An 18,132-nucleotide genomic window follows, 5' to 3' on the forward strand; every position below is an offset into this window, starting at 1 on the left:
TAGTGGTTGAACCAACAACGCGAGTTGGTTGTGTCATCATCAATTCCTATCATGTTACAACCCAAATTTCAGGGCTGGATGCCTTAACCGTGGACTAGTGTATCTAATTTGAATGATTATGCAATAAAAATGTATAAATATTTTATCTTGTATTTATGCTGTTTAGCCTGTAACAAGATACTTAATAATATATTTATAGTTATGACAGTAAGTTGACAACAAGACTAATAGAACTGAATATTTATATTTAGTAGCTAATAAATAGTAGTCGTACTTACTTATGGCAGCCTTGGTGCTTAATAAGCTAAGAATAAAGTCTGTTTTTGCAAAGAAAAACGGGCCCTAATTGTAAAGCGCAAGTAGCGCATGAAATCAGACAGTGATAAGTGATAGGTTGCTATAGACCTAAGCAGAAAGCTGTAAAAATACGTTGTTGGGATTAAACTCGGAAAATAAAATGAGCAAACTTACTTTAGCGCTGGTGGCGCACGACCATAAGAAGCCCGAATTACTGGCATGGGTTAAACAGCACATTGACGTGCTTAAGCAGTGTAATTTAGTAGGAACAGGAACAACAGGCGGTTTAGTTGCCAGTGAAACCGGATTAGACGTTACACGCTATAAAAGCGGCCCGCTTGGTGGAGATCAGCAAATAGGCGCGTTGATAGCAGAAAACAAGCTAGACGCGCTATTCTTCTTTTGGGACCCCTTAAATCCAGCGCCCCACGACCCCGATGTAAAAGCGCTATTGCGTTTGTGTTCAGTATGGAATGTACCTGTAGCCTGCACGCCAGCCACGGCCGATTTGGTTATTACGTCACCGCTTTTCTTATCACCTGATTACAAGCCAGTTAAACCGAACTTCTAGAAAGTATAACTATCAACTAGCCAAAAAATGCTGGCCGAAGCCAGCACTCTTTACGGTGGGTAAGATGGGTGAGAAGCGCTACACACTATGGTTTAAATAGCTCATGCAGCTTTCGCTCTTCTTCTCGTAAGGCCTTTATTTGCCCTTGCTGCTCAGATGTTAGTACTTGAAACATGGCCTGATGCTGTCTAGCTTTTTCCAACCCAGCATTAACAAGGCTATCTTTGTATTGAGCGATAAGCGCGCCCCAAGCGTCTTCAGAAAAAGACTGGCTGCGAATTAAATCTCGCTGTGCGTCTTTAAAATTGCGTAGCGTCTCTCTATTAGTTTTCGATGTCTCTTTGAACGACTCGCGAAGCTCAGCAAGGCTTGCTATTTGTGCGTCGGTTAATTCAATGCCTTCGAACAAAAACTCCCTAGGCTTGGGTTTAGGATCTTGACCCTCACCATCCATTCGTTTGGCAAAGCGTGCTTCTTGTTTTCCGAAAGCATCATGATGTTTTTGTCTATCTACTTCTCGTTTAGCGTCTCGCGCTAAGAGAGTTGCTCGCTGCTCTTCACTCAGCACCTTGTAGATGTCGTGACGTAGTTGAGCAAAAGCAAAATGTTTTGCTTCGCGCTCTTCAATCAGTGTTTGAATAAACGCGTTTAACTGGGCTTCAGTGGCGGTAGCAAAGTCAAAACTAGGCTTTTCAATGTCACCAAATTCAGGTCGGGGGTTTGTGTCTTTAAATGCGCTTACCAGTGTTTTTATCTCTTCGCGCTGGGCGTCGCTTAAACTGACACCGCGAAGATGTTTCACAATTTCTTTAATCGGTTCGTGGTGACGCATACCAGGTCCTGCTGTTTGCGCCAATGCAAAGCCACCTAAGCCAATCGCTGCTACTGTTACACTAGCAATTAATAACTTTTTCATTGTCGTCTCCTTTTGTTCGGACAGGCTAATCGTAGCGTGCGCGTCTAAAAAAGCAGTCAACGCAGTGTAAAGCTTATGTAAAGGTAATGCCGATTTGTGATTGTAAAGGTCTGAAAAGATATAGTACGCGTTTCCGTCAGTGTTTTTCGTTAGCTAAAGGCGATTTACACCATGAACGTAGGTTGAGTTTCTTCCAATTTACAGGCATTTTCATGAATCTAGCAGTTAAAGAGTTTAATACCATGAGTTCAGATTTTCACTTGCAGTCTATTCTTGTTATTGATGATGACCTAGAGCTGACAGAAATGCTTTGTACGTACTTATCGGGTATGGGTTATCAAGTGCAAGTGCGCAACAATGGCGAAGAGGGACTATCAGAAGCGGTCTCTGGGCGTCATTACGATCTGATATTGCTTGATGTGATGATGCCTAAAATGGATGGCTTCGATGTATTAAAGAAACTAAGAGCAAGTCACAGTACGCCAGTGCTTATGCTTACAGCAAGAGGCGATGACTATGACCGCATTTTAGGCCTCGAGATGGGGGCCGATGATTACCTACCTAAGCCCTTTAATCATAGAGAGCTCGTAGCGCGCATCAAAGCGATAGTTCGGCGTCATAATTTGTCATCCACGGGCGGCGCTGTTGAACAGGACTTATTCGTCAACGGTATTTTTTTAAGCCCCAGCAGTCAGCTGGCGAAAGTGGATGATATCGAACTAACGCTTACAACAACGGAATTTTTGATTCTGCGCCTATTAATGCTTAATGCGGCCCAGCGAGTAACGAAAGAAGAAATAAGTTTAAAAATATTGGGTAAGCCATTACAGGCTTTTGATAGAAGTATTGATATGCACGTGAGTAACTTGCGCAAGAAAATAGGCGCAGTGGCTGCGGATGAGAAAATTAAAACCATCCGAGGTGTGGGATATATGTTAATTGTTGGAAGTCATTGATGGTAAAACTGTTACGCAGTATAAGCCCAACGCGGGCCATCATGGGCCGATTGTTTCTTTGGTTTTGGGCTACATTCATTGTAACCGCCTTATTGGCTATTTGGGGCAGCCGCCTTTTCTTCGAAGACCTTGAAATCGTACCCATAAAGCCACCTGAAGTGGCTGCTCTCAATCAAGTGGTGGAGCGCATTCAAAACGATCGTTTTCAAGATGCGCCATTACGCGGTGCGCTTGATCGCCATTCCAGAGCTGGGAGGGGGCGAATGGTGGCTGTCGATATTAGTGATAATCGTGTTATTTCAGGTGGAGGGCCTCCGCTTCGTAACGAAGACAGAGAGGATTTACTTAGATTAGTAACACAAACGTCACCCATAGCTGTGAAGCGTGGAGCATTTAAAATATTGGGTCCGGTTTTCTTTGAGCGCAACGGCACCCGATTTGCGCTTTTTACGGTTAGACTGGAAATGCCTGAAAAGCAAACGCCACCGGTTTTACTGTTTCTTTGTATCGCGTTGATCACCACCATATTATTGAGCTGGTTGTTTGCCAAATCACTGACAAACCCTATTTTGCGTATCCAAATCTCAGCGAAACGCATAGCAAATGGCGACTGGCAGGCGCGGGTAGGGCGAGCGGCTAAACGTCATGACGAGCTAGGGCAGCTTTCGCGCGACTTTAATAAAATGGCTGAGCAATTAGAGTCTATGTGGGGGGCGCAAAAGCGCTTATTAGCCGATGTATCACACGAACTTCGCTCACCGCTCGCACGGTTGCAAATGGCGCTTGGTCTTGCCCATCAACAAAACGTAGACCCAGAGACTTTAGTGCGGGTAGAGCGAGAAGCTGACCGTATGGAAACGCTGGTAAGTCAGTTGCTAACATTAAGTCGTGCCGAAGCTGGTCAAGCTAAGATGGAAAAACAGATGCTATCGTTAGTGCTCAACGAAGTTTTTACCGATGCGAATTTTGAAGCAGCAAATAAAAACAAACAGTTAAAAATTGATGATATACCTAAAAAAATTGTTGTCATCGACAGTATGATGCTCTGTCGCGCTGTGGAAAATGTTCTGCGTAACGCCATTCGTCACAGCAGCTTTTTAACGCATATTTCGTATAGTGAAGACGATGAGCAGTGGAGCATTCATATCACCGATGACGGTGAGGGGCTGACGGTAGAGGAATGTGAACGTATATTTTCGCCGTTTTATCGGGCTACCCTTGCAAGGGAGCGAGAGTCAGGAGGCGTTGGACTAGGTTTATCCATTGCAAAAGCAGCTGTTGAGTTGCATCATGGGCGAATTATAGCTGAACCTGTTGAGCGCGGTGGGCTGCGAGTAACCCTGTCATTTCCAAAGTAGTAACTTTGACGATGCTCTGCAGTCTTACCAAGAGCGCCTATTAACTTTAATAGGGTATTTATGAACTGGATGTTCACATCAGAAAACAATTTAGCCAGCACCTTCGCCTCACACATTAATCCTTTTTGGCAGGACAGTGTTACTCAGGGCCATTTCACTGGCAAAGATGGTATAAAGGTGCGCTACGCCTACTGTATTCCTGAAACGCCGCAAGCCACTATTGTTATTTGTTCGGGTCGCATAGAGTCCTACTTAAAATACAAAGAGTTTATTTACGACCTTTATCAGAACGGCTTTGCCGTTTTTATTCTCGATCATCGAGGGCAAGGCTTGTCTGACAGAATGACACGTGATCCTCAACACGGGTATGTTGCGGATTTTGATGACTACGTTGATGACTTTGTCATGTTCGTAGAAACAATAGTGAAACCGCTACAGCAAGGTCCGTTACAGCTGGTTTGCCACTCGATGGGCGGCGCTATCGGAGCGCTTACACTGTTGCGTTTGCCTAACTTGTTCTCCAAAGCTGTGCTGGCTTCGCCCATGTTCGGTATTAAACCTTCCTTGCCTAATTGGCTAGCGAATGGCTTAATCCGAACCGGCCTAGCGGTAAATAGAATGAAAAAAGCAGACGCAGGGTATTTTTTCGGTCAAACACCGTATATTGCGTTTCCTTTTTCATTGAATAAGCTTACCCACAGTAAAACTCGCTATGCGTTGTTTCGCGAGTTATATGATGAAGAGCAAGAAATCCAGCTTGGGGGCGTAACTACTGAATGGTTGGCCGCAGCCCATCAGGCTATGAATAGGATTGAAGATAGTGCCGCGGCAATCACCACTCCAGCACTAGTTTTAAGCGCCGACGATGACGCCATAATAGATAATAAGCGCCAACGAAGGGTGGCGCACCTAATGCCAAATGCTGAGCTTGAAATTATACCAAGGGCTTATCATGAACTATTCACCGAGTCAGACGACATTCGCGAGCGCTCTCTTTCGACAATTCTAGACTTCTTGGCGGCAGAATAGATGATGAGTTGCTGTGTTTCGTTGTAGAATACATCAGTTACTAACAGTGAAGGTCGTTTAAAAAACATGCTTGATGTCGTACTTTATCAACCAGAGATCCCGCCTAATACGGGCAACATCATCCGTTTATGCGCTAACAGTGGGTTCACACTACATCTAATCGAGCCCTTAGGTTTTGAGTGGGACGACAAGCGAGTACGACGTGCAGGTTTAGATTATCATGAATTTGCCCACGTTAAGCGCCATGCAAACTTAGAAGCCTACCTTGAAGATGCAAAACCAAATCGAGTGTTCGCATGCACAACAAAAGGCAAAGCGTTTCATAGCGATGTATCGTATCAAAAAGGTGATGCACTTATATTTGGTCCTGAAACCCGTGGTTTACCCGACGATTATATTCAATCGCTTCCTCCAGAGCAGCGTGTTCGCATTCCCATGTTGCCAGACAGTCGCAGTATGAACCTATCTAATGCCGTGTCTGTTTTTGTGTATGAAAGCTGGCGTCAATTTGGCTACGAAGGGGCACGCTAGCAGAAGGTGTTAAAAGCAGCCCGAAGACATTCACTTTTACGAAGCCCCCTTTGCTGGGGCTTTTTTGCACCATGTGTAAAGACACTGTAAAGCCTGCCTGAGTCAGGTTTCGTTCAGCTTCACTCATTAATATAGCCTGTGAACATGCAAGAATGAGTTAGGAGAAGCAGTTTGAAACGTATCACACTGGGTATTATCACCGGCGTTTGCTTGATGATTGCGGGGCAAGCAAGCGCCCATTCAAGTCATCATTCTCACTCGAATAGAGGGGCGAATGAAAAAGTCACTATTATTACGCAACCTGCTCGTCCGCTTATCGACGTAGCCATACGCGTTCCCGAAATTGGCCTGTACGTTAACGTCTTGCCAGGTGCGCATAGGGTGGAGGTTATCGACAATCATCGTTATTACGTTGCTAATAATCATTACTATCGCAAGCATGGGAATCGCTATGTGGTTGTCGATTCACCCTACAAAAAGGTGAAAAAAGTGAAGCATCACAAGCGCAGTCACGCTAGATATCACAACAACGCTAAAGTGATCGTGGTAAGAGAAGGCCGCTAAGACAGGTTAATAGGCTGGATATAGATAGATTAAGTGGGGCGTTAAAGGGTTGATGGTTTTTGCTACTAAGCAAAAACCATCAAGTATTCGCTAGGCTTCTTTTTTGAGGTCTCGACCAAGCAGAGCTAAGGCCGCCTCTTTAGGGGATTTTCCGTGATAAAGCACAGCATAAATTTGTTCACAAATAGGCATTTCTACGCCTACTTTTTTCGATAATATATGAACTTCTTCGGTATTGCGGTAGCCTTCAACAACCTGACCAATTTCTTCGATAGCCACATCTACACTTTTGCCTTGGCCTAATGCCAAGCCGAAGCGTCGATTACGCGACTGATTGTCAGTACAGGTTAATACTAAATCGCCAAGCCCGGCCATACCCATGAAGGTTTCTGGGTTGGCTCCTAGCTTTACGCCCAAACGGGTAAGCTCTGCTAAACCTCGGGTGATAAGCGCCGTTCGCGCGTTTGCACCAAAGCCAAGGCCATCGGCTAAGCCCGCGCCAATAGCGATAACGTTTTTAACCGCACCACCCAACTGCACGCCAGTAAAGTCTGAGTTTTTGTATACTCTGAACGACTTTGCGCAATGCAGCTTTGCTGCAAATTCGTCACTCAGCGTATCGTCAGAGGAAGACAGCGAAATTGCGGTAGGTAAGCCCGCTACCATTTCTTTAGCAAAGGTAGGGCCTGATAACACGGCTAGGGGATAGTCGGTACCCAGTATTTCCTCTGCCACATCGCGAAGCAAACGGCCAGTTTTTGGCTCAAGTCCTTTGGTCGCCCAAATAATACGTTGATGCGGTTTAAGCAATGGCTTTAAGCTTTGAAGCATAGCTGCAAACGCATGGCTAGGTACAACCACTAAAATATCTTGGCTGGCAGCAACAACGTCTTCTAAGTCGGCATTAACCACCAGTGCATCTGGAAATGTTGCGCCTGGAAGATAACGAGCATTCTCTCGGTTCGCTTCCATTTCGGCAATGTGCTTTTCATCACGGCCCCAAAGCAGTGTGGGATTGCCATTTCTGGCAAGACAAAAAGCAAGGGCGGTGCCGTAAGACCCCGCCCCCAATACCGAAACTGACTCTGAAACCGAATTCGACTTCATGTCCACGTGTTTCATGTTCACCTAATTAGGCGTCCATTTTTGGCGCTTCGCCCTGCGCTTGCTGTGCACGTTTTTGCACGTAAGCGGCAAAGATAGCGTCGAAGTTTACAGGTGCTAGGTTAAGTGGAGGGAATGTTCCACGGTTAACCAAGTTAGAAATGGTTTCACGCGCATATGGGAAAAGCATGTTCGGGCAGAACGAGCCCAGCGTGTGCGCTTTGTTTTGGTCTGGCATTTCGCCTATAGCGAAGATACCTGCTTGTTGCACTTCACAAAGGAATGCTGTTTCTTCACCAAGCGTTGCCGTTACGGTAACTGAAAGTACAACTTCAAATACATTTTCTTCTAGCTTGTTAGTGCTAGTGTCGATGTCTAGTTTAATCTCAGGTTTCCACTCTTTAGTGAAAATAGCTGGCGCGTTTGGAGACTCAAAAGAAATGTCTTTTGTGTAGATACGCTGAATATTGAACTGAGCACCTTGTTGCGCTTGTGCGCCTGCTGCTTCGCCGTTATTTGTCTGATTTTCGTCAGCCATGGTATTTCCTATTTAATTGTCGTTTTAATTTAATGTAGTGCGTTGCTGTATGCGCTGACGCTTACGCTAAACCCAACATTGGGTTAAGCTTGCTTTGTGCTTCTAAAGCCATCATATCGTCACAGCCACCAACGTGCTGATCGTCAATGAAAATTTGCGGAACAGTCCAGCCGCCGTTTGCGCGCTCAATCATCTCGTCGCGCAGTTCAGGCTTAACATCTATTGGGTATTCAATAAATTCTACACCTTTTTGCGTTAGCAATGCTTTTGCACGGTGGCAGTAAGGGCAGTGGCCCTTGGTGTAAAGTTCTACTTTGCTCATAAAGGTTACCTGTTATTTAGAAACGGGAAGGCTGGCACTTTGCCACGCGTTCATTCCGCCTTTTAATACACTCACATTCGCGAAGCCGTCTTTAAGCATCGCATTTGCTGTACCACGAGCCTGATTACCCATAGCGCATACTACGATAATGGGTTTGTCTTTACTGTTTTCAAGTTTCTTGAAGTTTTTCTCACGCAACTCTTCAGGTTTAATTTGTCTGGCACCCAAAATATGGCCAGCTTTAAACTCTTTCGCAGGGCGTGTATCTAGCACTATCGCATCGTCTTTATTCATCAAAACCGTTGCTTCGTGCGTGCTTAATTCTTTTACTGAAGATGTCCATGCACTGATATAGCTAAATACCAACATGGCAATCAGCGCAACCCAAATACCAGCAAGAATAAAGTTGTTGCTAGCAAATTCAATTAGTTGATCCATTACCTCTAACCCTGTCTACAGACCATGAAAAGAGTGCAAAGTATATAGAAAAATGGGCGAGAAACCAGCTTACCTTTCAGTATGATGAATGTCAGTCATAGCGGGTTTGCGCCAAATACTTTAGATGATTGATATTACGAACAAATTGCACTGGGCATATGGAGGAGCGTCAGATACACTGGAAAACGTTGTTAACAGCAACGATGAAACACATTAAGTCATCAATGAAAAAGTTAAGGTTCTGGGCGCACGTATGTCAGTACGATTATTTCTTTCAATCATTGGGTGCATAGTTGCCCTTGCAATTATGCCGATTGGAAGTAGTGCTATTGCACAAGAAGGCGGTGCGAATAGTCAAAAAGAAAAATTAGCTGAGTTACAGGCCGAATTGCGCGCTCGACAGCAAGTATTAGAGAACAATAGAGCCAGTGCTCAGGAATTAGAAAATGTTCTGAAGGCCTCTGAACTCGAAATCGCTAACGTGGCGAAAGCACTAAACAGCACCCGACAGTCACTTAAAAACATTGAGCAAGAACAAGCTAAGCTCGAAGAAGAACAAGAAGGACTTAAAACGGCTATCCGTAAACAGCAGTCACTTTTATCGAGCCAGCTTAAAAGTGCATTTATGGCGGGGCATTACGACTACGCGAAAATGCTGTTTTACCAAGATGACGCGCGAACCTTCGAGCGTGTCATCACCTATTATCAATACGTGGCTAAAGCGCGCCAAAAAGAGATTGATAGTTTTAGGGGAAATGTTGCTAGGCTTGAAGAAGTTAACGCAGAGCTTAGCGAAAAAGCCTTGTCACTTGCTGCTCTTAAAGATGAGCAGGAGGGGCAGCGTGCAGTACTTATAACCCGCCAGGACGATCGTAAAACAACACTCAAGAAAATAAATAAAACCATCGCTTCGGAAAACCAGCGTATTGCGTCTTTGCAAGCCGACGAAAAAGCATTAAAAGGTGCGATTGAGGCTGCGCGTATCGCTGCCGAACGTGCGGCTCGCGCAGCTGAATTTAGCATGAATGGCCTTGCTAAACTCAAAGGTAAGCTTCCTGCACCTGTAAAAGGCAGAATACGTCATTTGTTTGGTAGTCGCCGCCAAGGGCAAGTTTCTTGGAAAGGTATAGTAATTGATGGTGCTGAGGGCGATGCGGTTAACAGTATCGCACCCGGACGAGTATTGTATGCCGACTGGCTGCGTGGTTTTGGTTTGGTCGCTATCATCGACCATGGCGAGGGTTATATGAGTGTCTACGGACACAATCAAGCATTGCTGAAACAGTCGGGTGATGAGGTTCGGCAAGGGGAACGCATTGGTCTTGTAGGCCGAAGCGGTGGTCAAGAATACCCGAACCTTTACTTTGAAATTCGTCACAAAGGAAAAGCGCTAAACCCGAAATCCTGGCTGGATTAGTTCGTCTCGGCCACAATAAGGTTTTCATAGTGGCCTCATATGTTGGCATGTAAAGTCACAACCGGCGAATAAAGACTTAGTTTTGTTGAAAGAACTTCTGTTGTTGGTATGCTTAACGTTAAAGTGAATTCATTCACACAGTGCGCTTAATAATAATGATGAAAAACGGATGTGACTTAGATGCTTTTGCGTCTGCTAATGCCTTGTATAATCTTTGTTTTATGCGGGCTAATTAGCCTTCAAGTAAAAGCAAAGTCAGACATAATAATAATATTAGATGACCTGGGTTACAGGCCGTCTGATTTCGCTGCTTTTTCTCTTCCTAAAGAAATTACCTTTTCTATACTTCCGCAAACGCCGCTGGCTTCTGAAATTGCGCTCCGCGCTGAGCAAGAAGGAAGGGCGGTTATGCTGCATATGCCTATGCAGGCGAAAAGTGGAAAAAACATGGGGCCCCTTGGATTAACCACTGACATGTTTGCAGGTGCCATTACTCACAACTTGCGCAAGGCAATGAAGAGCGTGCCGAACGCGGTTGGTGTGAATAACCATATGGGAAGTGCGTTCACGGGGCAGCAAAAAGGAATGGAATCGCTCTTAAAAGAGGTGAAACGCCAAGGCTTATTTTTTGTGGATAGTCGAACCACGGTACTCACAAAAGGTGAAGAAATTGCCCAGCGGTTAGGTGTGCCTAGCGCAAGCAGACAGGTGTTTCTGGACCATAAGCTCAAGCCTGCATTCTTACTTAAGCAGTTCAACCACATGAAACGTATTGCTAAAAAGAATGGTCACGTTGTAGTGATTGGTCACCCCCACCCGGAAACCGTCGATTTTTTGAAAACTCATTTACCCTCACTTGAAAAAGAAGGTTTAACCCTTACCTCAGTAGCCGACTATTTTTCACATGCGCCGAAAGTGGCAAAACAGTTTGGCCAAGAACGCGATCAAACAGCTTCGCTTAATAACGCCGATGTGAAGGATAGCAAGGTAAGCATGACCGAAGAAAATGCCATACACAGCAGTGGGCTAATGCACAACTTGGCAGAGAAAGGCGTTGCTGAGCGTTTGGATACAGCGCCAAACGAATAGCTTTTTTGCCCCATTTTATACGTAGTTAGTTCATTTTCATCTCGTTAAGATCAAAATTTAATGTGGGAACGTTTCTCATTTCTGTGATTCTGTTATAATATAACGTCTCTGGCGAATAGTTCGCGAATTCATTTTTTCACGGTGGTAATTAGAGTAATGACTCCAATTGACGAGAATCCAACAAAACTAGACAAACTTGGCATCTGGGTGTCGAGCTTGTGTGCGTTGCATTGCCTCGCGCTACCTGTTTTGGTGCCTCTGCTGCCGCTGATCGGTTCTAGCTTTTTTGCACAAGTGTGGTTTGAGAGAACCATATTAACTTTTTCGTTAATTGTAGGTGCGGTCGCCTTGGTTAGCGGTGCAATTCGCTATCATGGCAAATACTACCCGCTGGCACTGTTGTTTACGGGGGGCGCTATTTATTGGCACAAAGATATTTTTGGGCATCACTACGAACCCTTTACCATCGCGATAGGTGCAGCGCTAATTGTAGCCGGCCACTGGGTGAATATGCGATTGTGTAGACAATGTAAGTGCTGCAAGAATACGGTGTTTTCAGACCACCTTTCAACTGAATTTAAGTAGTCAACTAAGCTGCATTTCAAGAAAAGCATTATAAAAAAAACGAGCCAATGGCTCGTTTTTTTATAGTCTAAGTATGTATCAGATACGCGCTCTACAGACTTTTCGCATTGAAAAAGTAGGGTTTAATTCGACAACACACTAAGCGCTACATCGGGCTCGTTAGTGAATATGCCCGTCACTCCCCACTCTTTAAGCATAAGCATGTCTCTTGGCTCATCTACGGTATAAACGAATACGTCAAATCCGTCTTGCTGCGCCGTTTGCACAAACTGCTTATCAACGGCGTCTAATGCAATGTTTACGGAATAAGCGTTCAGAGCTCGGGCGCTTGCCGTACAGTCAAGTTCGTAGCTTGCAGATAAGGCGCCGATCTTCACTTCGGGCCAATTAAGCGCAATAGCTTGAAGCCAGTGATGGTTAAATGAAGAGATAAGTAGCTTATCAGCATTAATACCGCTTTGCTGTACCGCTGCTTTAACGTCTTCAACCCAGCTGTCTACGTCGCGTAAGTGTTTTATCTCAATATTGCACCACTTGTCTTTGGGAATACAATTAAGTGTTTCGGTCAGGGTCGGTATGCGCTCTCCATCCCCAATGTCCATTTCTGTAAGGGATTGCCACGGTACGTCAAGTAAATAGCCGGATTCCCGTGCTCTGCGCGTAAGTGTTCTATCGTGAAAAACAATAATGCCGCTTTCGTGCTGATAGGTATCAAACTCAATGCCATCGGCACGTTGTTCGAAAGCCAGCTTAAATGCCTTTACTGTGTTTTCTGGGGCGGCTTTACTGGAACCTCGGTGAGCAAAAATGAGCATAGACATCTCTTCCTTAAAGATCACAACACGGCTTAATCATCTTTTGCATTATGCAATTTATGCGTGTTGAGCGTTTCATAAACTGATGCTGACGTAATAAGAATTCCACCTAACAACGCACTTAAACCAGGTTTTTCGTTAAGCAGAATAATAGCAAGGAAAACGCCATAAAGAGGCTGCATGCAGGCTATGAGCGAAAACGTTTTTGCCCTAAGGTGACGTAGGCTCGCAGCAATAAGTGCATGAGGAAGCGCAGTAAATACGGTACCTAAAAGTAATAGCATTAGCCAAGAACTAGTAGACGCTGAGGTTATTGCTGCACTGCCTACCGGCAACATTAGAATGCTGATAACCAAGGTCTGCCACGCCATGGCCTGCGCACCGCTGTAGTGCTTAAAGTGCTTACGGTGAATAAGGTTTCTAAACGAATACAAGATGGCGGAGGCAATACCGATGAGAACACCAAGGGTAATGTCATTTTCCAGTGATGTCTCTGGCACTATTAAATAAACGCCAACGACCACCGTAACGGTAGATACGATATCCTGCCAGACCAGCCTTACCCGCTCAAAGAAAGGCTCGATAAGTACCGTGATTACAGGAAAGGTAAAAAGGGCAATCATGCCAACAGACACCCCTGCATATTGCATGGCGGCAAAATAGGTGACCCAGTGCAGTGCCATAAGCACGCCTAAACCGAGGGCAACGCCGTAGTCTTTTTTTGAATTCAGCTTTATTTTGTTCTTCGCCAATTTCAAAAAGGCAAACAACGCTATGCAGGCAAATACTGAACGAACAAGAGTGATATCACTGGCGCTAAGTGGTACAAGCCGAGAGAAAAGGGCTGTACCACCAAGTAAAATTACCGTGAAATGAAGTGAGATCAGGCTTTTTTTAACAGCATCCATAAATTAGCTGTCAGCGCCCTCTAACGAAGCCTCGCTCTTTTCGTCACTGGCTGTTTCATCGCTAACGTGCGTATCTTTAGCCGTAGCCTGTGCGGTTGATTTAAGCGCCATAGGCTCACCAAGGCGTGTGACCATACCAGGGGCGAGGTCTTCAAAATCAATCATGTCTTTTTCGAAACACACCACAATGGTCGAACCTAGCTTAAAGCGGCCTAGCTCAGCACCTTTTTCAAGGAAAACTGCTGCTTCACTGTCTTTCTCATATGACCAGTGCTGAACGTTTTTACCCGCAGGTGGCGTAACCGTGCCTGCCCAAACAGTCTCAATGCTTGCCACTATGGTAGCGCCTACAAGCACCATCGCCATTTTGCCTACAGGCGTGTCGAACAGCGCGACAACACGTTCGTTACGTGCAAATAGACCAGGTATATTTTGTGCAGTAAGCGGGTTTACTGAAAACAACTCGCCCGGCACATACAACATATCAGTAAGCGTGCCCTCAACGGGCATATGAATTCTGTGATAATCGCGAGGGGCAAGGTAAATGGTAGCAAACTTACCATTTTTAAATGGCGCAGCTACATCAGGCTTGCCACCTAATAATGTAGTTAGGCTAAAGTCATGGCCTTTCGCCTGAAAAATACTGTCGCTACGGATATCGCCAAACTGACTTACCGTACCGTCAACAGCATGAATGAGTACGTCATCGTTTTCGTCGATGGTGCGCGCTTCAGGTTTAAGCGGGCGGGTGAAGAACTTATTAAAGCTTCTATAATGCTCTGGTTTCTCATGCAGCGCTTCTGACATATCAACATTGTATTGCTTAATAAACGCCTTGATGAAAAATGTCGTAACACTACCCATTTCTGCTTCTGCAAGTTTGCCTACAAGGCGTGAAAGCAGGTGCTTTGGTGTAACGTATTGTAAATTAACTTTAAGCCAATCTAACACAAAATATCTCCGTTTCTTTTATGCAAGCAATAACGCATTGCATAGATAGCGTTATTGTATAGTAAGTCGTGGTATTAAGAGCAACTTTAGGGTTATGAGTGCTTACACAAAAGCATAAGCACGTGGTTCACACCAAAAGAATAAATCGCCGAGTTAGTGACGGCTATTACGCGTAAGTAGCGCGTGTACTTATTCGGTCGCTCCAACGGGTTTAGCGCTCCAGTGAGGTTGAAACCCAGTGGCAGTTGTTATGCCCCGGGAGGCTGGCTGTGACTAGGGCGCTGCTCTTCCATGGTGGTTAAAATTCTATGGTAGCTGTCGAAGCGTTCTGCGCTAATTTTTCCTTCATCAACGGCTTCTCTTAGTAAACAACCCGGATCATTTAAGTGCTTGCAATCTCTGAATTTGCAGCCGCCCAAATAATCTCTGAACTCAATAAAGCCCCATGTAATACGTTCGGTAGGAATGTGCCACAAGCCAAATTCACGTACTCCTGGGGAATCAATTAAATCGCCGCCGGCCGGCAAGTGAAGCAATTTGGCCGCCGTCGTTGTGTGCTGACCAAGCCCTGAGTTATCTGAAATATCGCCGGTTAATTCATCGGCGTCTGGCAGAACTTGGTTAATAAGGCTCGATTTGCCTACACCGGACTGCCCTACGAAAACGCTGATGTTATCGTTAAGGTATTCATTCAGTTTGCTAATGCCTTCACCGGTTTTGCAACTGGTGAAAAGCACTTCGTAGCCTAAGTTTTCGTACGTCTTAAGCTGCTCTGTAACGGTTGCGCGTTCCTCTTCACTGAGCAACTCAACTTTATTAAGGACAATCAGCGGCGTGATGCCAATGTCCTCGCACGCCACGAGATAGCGGTCAATAATATTGAGGGAAAGGGTTGGTAAGATTGCGCTGACCACTATAATACGGTCAATATTCGCGGCGATGGGCTTAATGCCGTCGTAATAATCTGGGCGAGTCAGGACAGAGTGCCTGTCTTTTACAATTTCAATAACCCCACTTACACCTGACTCAGCGTCATCCCCTTTACTGAAAAACACCTTGTCACCACACACTACAGAGTCTACCGTGCGGCGAATGTGGCAGCGAGATACTGCGCCGTTTGCGTCTTCAACGTCGGCGTGTTTACCAAAGCGACCAATCACAGTACCGCTTTCTAGCGTGCTTTCATCAAGGTTCGCCGCGCCCTTTGACGCGTGCTTTTCACGCAAGCGCTTGCTTCTGTTTGCTGCAACTTGTCGTTTCTGTCGTTGTGTAAGTTTTGGTTTTTTCGCCACGATTCTTTTCTAGTTTCACGTATACTATGTCAATAATACCGTTTGTAGGGCATGGTTGCCATGTCTGTAGCGCAAAGAGGAAAGTAATGAGTAAACACGACAGTAACCTTGTTTGGATAGACATGGAAATGACAGGGTTAGATCCTGAAACCTGTGTAGTAATGGAAATCGCGACCATTGTTACCGACGCACAGCTGAATATTTTGGCTGAAGGGCCTGTAATAGCGGTACATCAAAGTGATGACGTGTTAAATAATATGGACGAGTGGTGTACACGAGTTCACGGTGAAAGTGGATTAACTGCACGTTGCCGAGAAAGTAAAATAAGTGTTGAAGAAGCATCAGCGCAAACCATTGCCTTTTTAGAGCAATGGGTAGATGCAGGCAAATCACCGCTATGTGGAAACACCATTGGGCAAGACAGACGCTTCATGGTTAAGTACATGCCCGAGCTTGAAGCTTACTTCCACTATAGAAATATTGATGTAAGTACAATAAAAGAACTAACGCGCCGCTGGAAGCCGGAAATTTTAGACGGTTTCGAAAAGAAAGGCGTACACCTAGCGCTTGATGATATTCGCGAGTCTATTGAAGAAATGCGCTATTATCGTGAGAAAGTGTTTACGATTTAGGCATTCAAGCATCGAGGTGCAAAAAAAGTCGAATTAAAGGTTGCGTTACCCCAAAATTTTTGTAAAATGCGCACCACTTCAAACGAAGTACCTCTTTTGTTGCGGGAATAGCTCAGTTGGTAGAGCACGACCTTGCCAAGGTCGGGGTCGCGAGTTCGAATCTCGTTTCCCGCTCCAAATTTTAAAAGCTGATAGTAAACTTTACTTTCAGTGGGCGTGAAAAGCGTGACCCCTAGTGGGCCCGCGACCGAGTGTCGGCCAGTTGGCAAATCTCGTTTCCCGCTCCAAATTTTAATCTAGGTCTCTAGATTGCCTATAAGATGCACAGCATCGACTCTATGCGGGAATAGCTCAGTTGGTAGAGCACGACCTTGCCAAGGTCGGGGTCGCGAGTTCGAATCTCGTTTCCCGCTCCAAATTTTCAAACATCACGAAAATCTAAACATTAGCAGATGTATTGATGCGACTCCTTGATGGGTTCGCGACCGAGTGTCGGCCATTGCTTCACAACGAGAACAAATCTGTTTCCCGTTCCAAATTTTTCTTCAGTATTCCTGTCCCATAATCGCAGTTACTTTGTAAGCGAAAGCTATCTGAACTTTCTGCTTTGTTAATGCTCAACTACTAGGTGCTTTTATGGATGGATGCATTAATGTTAGAGCCAAGGGTTGATAGATATGAATTTGAGAATAGCTGTTTTACTCAAATAAGCCTGCCGAAACCTTCTACTCTTCGTGCGCTTATACTTTCACTTGGTATCAATGGGGCATTGTTACTAGCGTTGGCATTCACCACAGATAACGAGTCTGTGAGTCAGCAACACTTTCCACCCGTATTATTAAAAGCAGTATTAGTAATGCCAACGACTGCCGCTCAAAAGACCGAAATTGATTCAGAACCAGTGAATGAGAAAGGTAGCGACCTAGATCATAGCGTTGCTATTAAAAAAGCGAAAAAGGCTGAGAAAGTATCGATCGCTAGCAAAGTGGTTGGCAAACCTAAAGAGCAACAGAAACTTTTGGTAAAAGAACCTTCACCACAATTTAAAGCAAGAACAGAAGAAACCGGGCTTAAAATTCGGAATGCGACACAAGATTATATCAATCGTTTGAACGCACAACGTTTGCATGATATCGCCAATCAATCACCTTCAAACAAAACCCATTCTAATGTGAAAAGAAACCCTAAGCTTTCTAACTCCATCAATACTGAAAACGAAGATTTTCTAAAAAGCATTGAAATAGTCGTTGATTGCAGTTCAATAAAAGGAAAGTTATTTAGCGCCCTCAGTAAAAATAAGGGGATTACGATTGAAGATCGCGATTTTCCTTCTTCACCCGACTCTATAGCTGTCCAGGGAACAGTAAAGTGTAGAGATAGCAGCCGTTTTAACGATTATATTAATCGGCGAGTAAACAAAGAATGACGCTTAAGTTGCTGGTTTAAACAGTGCTCTTTCTGATTCTGGGTATTAATTCTAACTCATGTGCACTAAAGTTGTGCGTTTTTGGCTGGGCTATGCGAAAAAGTCTTTAACTTACTAATTATTAGATGGAATTTTGTTTTTAGGTGAAACCTTAATAAGTGCGTCTATCTATTGCTGTTATATAGGTTGGGATTCTTTGCACTTAAAATGAATAAATATCCCGTTTTTCTATCGCTTTTGCCATATTTTATATTAGAATGCGCGCAAATTCCGGCACACATTCTGCTGAGTAAAGCCTTCTAGGCCCTTTTCAGTGAATAGCTTCGAATAATAATAACGCTACCAATAACGAGCCGGTGCGCATATTTACCTAATTCACGCTAGAAACGCTTA

At 44.7% G+C, this 18,132-nt stretch carries 20 protein-coding genes and 2 tRNA genes; 13 read left to right on the plus strand and 9 right to left on the minus strand.

The features are described from left to right. Positions 1 to 457 precede the first annotated feature (457 nt). Positions 458 to 868, plus strand: coding sequence for a methylglyoxal synthase (locus ACXAGV_RS17275; protein ID WP_474828188.1), 411 nt, complete (start codon positions 458 to 460; stop codon positions 866 to 868). An 85-nt stretch (positions 869 to 953) separates the two neighbouring features. Here ACXAGV_RS17275 and ACXAGV_RS17280 read toward each other — a convergent pair whose 3' ends face one another. Then, the gene (locus ACXAGV_RS17280) at positions 954 to 1,784 is read right to left on the minus strand and encodes a Spy/CpxP family protein refolding chaperone (protein ID WP_474874306.1); all 831 of its coding nucleotides are present in this window, start codon (positions 1,782 to 1,784) and stop codon (positions 954 to 956) included. Between the two features lie 212 nt (positions 1,785 to 1,996). Between ACXAGV_RS17280 and ACXAGV_RS17285 the strand changes: the two genes are divergently transcribed. From ACXAGV_RS17285 to ACXAGV_RS17305, 5 genes are all read left to right on the plus strand, one after another. Beyond that, positions 1,997 to 2,740 carry a response regulator transcription factor gene (locus tag ACXAGV_RS17285; RefSeq protein ID WP_334060253.1) on the plus strand — a complete coding sequence of 248 codons (744 nt, stop codon included), beginning with the start codon at positions 1,997 to 1,999 and terminating at the stop codon, positions 2,738 to 2,740. Further along, positions 2,740 to 4,098 carry an ATP-binding protein gene (locus ACXAGV_RS17290; protein WP_474874307.1) on the plus strand — a complete coding sequence of 453 codons (1,359 nt, stop codon included), beginning with the start codon at positions 2,740 to 2,742 and terminating at the stop codon, positions 4,096 to 4,098. The genes ACXAGV_RS17285 and ACXAGV_RS17290 overlap by 1 nt, the downstream gene beginning before the upstream one ends. 60 nt (positions 4,099 to 4,158) lie before the next feature. Continuing rightward, positions 4,159 to 5,127, plus strand: coding sequence for an alpha/beta fold hydrolase (locus ACXAGV_RS17295; protein ID WP_474874308.1), 969 nt, complete (start codon positions 4,159 to 4,161; stop codon positions 5,125 to 5,127). 66 nt (positions 5,128 to 5,193) lie between these two features. After that, positions 5,194 to 5,658, plus strand: a complete 465-nt coding sequence (trmL, locus tag ACXAGV_RS17300) for a tRNA (uridine(34)/cytosine(34)/5-carboxymethylaminomethyluridine(34)-2'-O)-methyltransferase TrmL (RefSeq protein ID WP_039219267.1) — start codon at positions 5,194 to 5,196, stop codon at positions 5,656 to 5,658. A 171-nt stretch (positions 5,659 to 5,829) separates the two neighbouring features. Next, complete coding sequence (locus tag ACXAGV_RS17305; protein ID WP_474874309.1) at positions 5,830 to 6,222, plus strand: NAD(FAD)-dependent dehydrogenase; 393 nt, start codon at positions 5,830 to 5,832, stop codon at positions 6,220 to 6,222. A 90-nt stretch (positions 6,223 to 6,312) separates the two neighbouring features. On the opposite strand, the gene gpsA is transcribed toward ACXAGV_RS17305, so the two are convergent. The 4 genes from gpsA to ACXAGV_RS17325 form a co-directional block, all read right to left on the minus strand. After that, complete coding sequence (gpsA, locus tag ACXAGV_RS17310; protein WP_474874310.1) at positions 6,313 to 7,344, minus strand: NAD(P)H-dependent glycerol-3-phosphate dehydrogenase; 1,032 nt, start codon at positions 7,342 to 7,344, stop codon at positions 6,313 to 6,315. 10 nt (positions 7,345 to 7,354) lie between these two features. Next, positions 7,355 to 7,864, minus strand: coding sequence for a protein-export chaperone SecB (gene secB / locus ACXAGV_RS17315; protein WP_012517046.1), 510 nt, complete (start codon positions 7,862 to 7,864; stop codon positions 7,355 to 7,357). Between the two features lie 61 nt (positions 7,865 to 7,925). Further along, positions 7,926 to 8,186 (minus strand): glutaredoxin 3, encoded by a 261-nt coding sequence (gene grxC / locus ACXAGV_RS17320; protein ID WP_014948069.1) that lies wholly within the window; start codon positions 8,184 to 8,186, stop codon positions 7,926 to 7,928. A 12-nt stretch (positions 8,187 to 8,198) separates the two neighbouring features. Beyond that, positions 8,199 to 8,624: a rhodanese-like domain-containing protein gene (locus ACXAGV_RS17325; RefSeq protein ID WP_474874311.1), complete on the minus strand. Its 426-nt coding sequence runs from the start codon at positions 8,622 to 8,624 to the stop codon at positions 8,199 to 8,201. Between the two features lie 253 nt (positions 8,625 to 8,877). Here ACXAGV_RS17325 and ACXAGV_RS17330 point away from each other — a divergent pair, with 253 nt between their 5' ends. The 3 genes from ACXAGV_RS17330 to ACXAGV_RS17340 all read left to right on the plus strand — a co-directional run bounded on the left by ACXAGV_RS17330 (position 8,878) and on the right by ACXAGV_RS17340 (position 11,715). Then, positions 8,878 to 10,041 carry a murein hydrolase activator EnvC family protein gene (locus ACXAGV_RS17330; RefSeq protein WP_474874312.1) on the plus strand — a complete coding sequence of 388 codons (1,164 nt, stop codon included), beginning with the start codon at positions 8,878 to 8,880 and terminating at the stop codon, positions 10,039 to 10,041. A gap of 180 nt (positions 10,042 to 10,221) precedes the next feature. Further along, entirely contained in the window at positions 10,222 to 11,130 is a 909-nt protein-coding gene (locus ACXAGV_RS17335) for a divergent polysaccharide deacetylase family protein (RefSeq protein WP_474874313.1), read from the plus strand. Between the two features lie 156 nt (positions 11,131 to 11,286). Next, on the plus strand, positions 11,287 to 11,715 hold the full coding sequence (locus tag ACXAGV_RS17340) for a MerC domain-containing protein (RefSeq protein WP_014948073.1): 429 nt from the start codon (positions 11,287 to 11,289) through the stop codon (positions 11,713 to 11,715). A 122-nt stretch (positions 11,716 to 11,837) separates the two neighbouring features. On the opposite strand, the gene ACXAGV_RS17345 is transcribed toward ACXAGV_RS17340, so the two are convergent. The 4 genes from ACXAGV_RS17345 to rsgA all read right to left on the minus strand — a co-directional run bounded on the left by ACXAGV_RS17345 (position 11,838) and on the right by rsgA (position 15,681). Continuing rightward, positions 11,838 to 12,530 (minus strand): glycerophosphodiester phosphodiesterase, encoded by a 693-nt coding sequence (locus tag ACXAGV_RS17345; RefSeq protein WP_474874314.1) that lies wholly within the window; start codon positions 12,528 to 12,530, stop codon positions 11,838 to 11,840. A 32-nt stretch (positions 12,531 to 12,562) separates the two neighbouring features. Continuing rightward, positions 12,563 to 13,438: a DMT family transporter gene (locus tag ACXAGV_RS17350; RefSeq protein WP_014948075.1), complete on the minus strand. Its 876-nt coding sequence runs from the start codon at positions 13,436 to 13,438 to the stop codon at positions 12,563 to 12,565. A 3-nt stretch (positions 13,439 to 13,441) separates the two neighbouring features. Further along, the gene (gene asd, locus ACXAGV_RS17355) at positions 13,442 to 14,389 is read right to left on the minus strand and encodes an archaetidylserine decarboxylase (protein WP_474874315.1); all 948 of its coding nucleotides are present in this window, start codon (positions 14,387 to 14,389) and stop codon (positions 13,442 to 13,444) included. 248 nt (positions 14,390 to 14,637) lie between these two features. After that, positions 14,638 to 15,681, minus strand: coding sequence for a small ribosomal subunit biogenesis GTPase RsgA (rsgA, locus tag ACXAGV_RS17360; protein ID WP_474874316.1), 1,044 nt, complete (start codon positions 15,679 to 15,681; stop codon positions 14,638 to 14,640). 86 nt (positions 15,682 to 15,767) lie between these two features. Here rsgA and orn point away from each other — a divergent pair, with 86 nt between their 5' ends. The 4 genes from orn to ACXAGV_RS17380 all read left to right on the plus strand — a co-directional run bounded on the left by orn (position 15,768) and on the right by ACXAGV_RS17380 (position 17,739). Next, positions 15,768 to 16,313: an oligoribonuclease gene (gene orn / locus ACXAGV_RS17365; RefSeq protein WP_014948078.1), complete on the plus strand. Its 546-nt coding sequence runs from the start codon at positions 15,768 to 15,770 to the stop codon at positions 16,311 to 16,313. 101 nt (positions 16,314 to 16,414) lie between these two features. After that, positions 16,415 to 16,490: transfer RNA gene (locus tag ACXAGV_RS17370), tRNA-Gly, on the plus strand. Between the two features lie 163 nt (positions 16,491 to 16,653). Then, positions 16,654 to 16,729 (plus strand) — tRNA-Gly (locus ACXAGV_RS17375). A 224-nt stretch (positions 16,730 to 16,953) separates the two neighbouring features. After that, positions 16,954 to 17,739 (plus strand): hypothetical protein, encoded by a 786-nt coding sequence (locus ACXAGV_RS17380; RefSeq protein ID WP_474874317.1) that lies wholly within the window; start codon positions 16,954 to 16,956, stop codon positions 17,737 to 17,739. The last annotated feature ends 393 nt before the right edge of the window (positions 17,740 to 18,132 follow it).

The sequence above is a fragment of the Alteromonas sp. ABH4_453 genome, from assembly GCF_056160665.1.

Excerpts from the sequence above, each read along its gene's own strand:
- ACXAGV_RS17295 (WP_474874308.1), top strand. The coding sequence starts at position 4,159 with ATGAACTGGATGTTCACATCAGAAAACAATTTAGCCAGCACCTTCGCC.
- ACXAGV_RS17330 (WP_474874312.1), top strand. The coding sequence starts at position 8,878 with ATGTCAGTACGATTATTTCTTTCAATCATTGGGTGCATAGTTGCCCTT.
- orn (WP_014948078.1), top strand. The coding sequence starts at position 15,768 with ATGAGTAAACACGACAGTAACCTTGTTTGGATAGACATGGAAATGACA.
- ACXAGV_RS17335 (WP_474874313.1), top strand. The coding sequence starts at position 10,222 with ATGCTTTTGCGTCTGCTAATGCCTTGTATAATCTTTGTTTTATGCGGG.
- ACXAGV_RS17275 (WP_474828188.1), top strand. The coding sequence starts at position 458 with ATGAGCAAACTTACTTTAGCGCTGGTGGCGCACGACCATAAGAAGCCC.
- gpsA (WP_474874310.1), bottom strand. The coding sequence starts at position 7,344 with ATGAAACACGTGGACATGAAGTCGAATTCGGTTTCAGAGTCAGTTTCG.
- ACXAGV_RS17280 (WP_474874306.1), bottom strand. The coding sequence starts at position 1,784 with ATGAAAAAGTTATTAATTGCTAGTGTAACAGTAGCAGCGATTGGCTTA.
- ACXAGV_RS17380 (WP_474874317.1), top strand. The coding sequence starts at position 16,954 with ATGGATGCATTAATGTTAGAGCCAAGGGTTGATAGATATGAATTTGAG.
- secB (WP_012517046.1), bottom strand. The coding sequence starts at position 7,864 with ATGGCTGACGAAAATCAGACAAATAACGGCGAAGCAGCAGGCGCACAA.
- ACXAGV_RS17325 (WP_474874311.1), bottom strand. The coding sequence starts at position 8,624 with ATGGATCAACTAATTGAATTTGCTAGCAACAACTTTATTCTTGCTGGT.
- ACXAGV_RS17350 (WP_014948075.1), bottom strand. The coding sequence starts at position 13,438 with ATGGATGCTGTTAAAAAAAGCCTGATCTCACTTCATTTCACGGTAATT.
- ACXAGV_RS17285 (WP_334060253.1), top strand. The coding sequence starts at position 1,997 with ATGAATCTAGCAGTTAAAGAGTTTAATACCATGAGTTCAGATTTTCAC.
- ACXAGV_RS17290 (WP_474874307.1), top strand. The coding sequence starts at position 2,740 with ATGGTAAAACTGTTACGCAGTATAAGCCCAACGCGGGCCATCATGGGC.
- ACXAGV_RS17345 (WP_474874314.1), bottom strand. The coding sequence starts at position 12,530 with ATGCTCATTTTTGCTCACCGAGGTTCCAGTAAAGCCGCCCCAGAAAAC.
- ACXAGV_RS17340 (WP_014948073.1), top strand. The coding sequence starts at position 11,287 with ATGACTCCAATTGACGAGAATCCAACAAAACTAGACAAACTTGGCATC.
- trmL (WP_039219267.1), top strand. The coding sequence starts at position 5,194 with ATGCTTGATGTCGTACTTTATCAACCAGAGATCCCGCCTAATACGGGC.
- grxC (WP_014948069.1), bottom strand. The coding sequence starts at position 8,186 with ATGAGCAAAGTAGAACTTTACACCAAGGGCCACTGCCCTTACTGCCAC.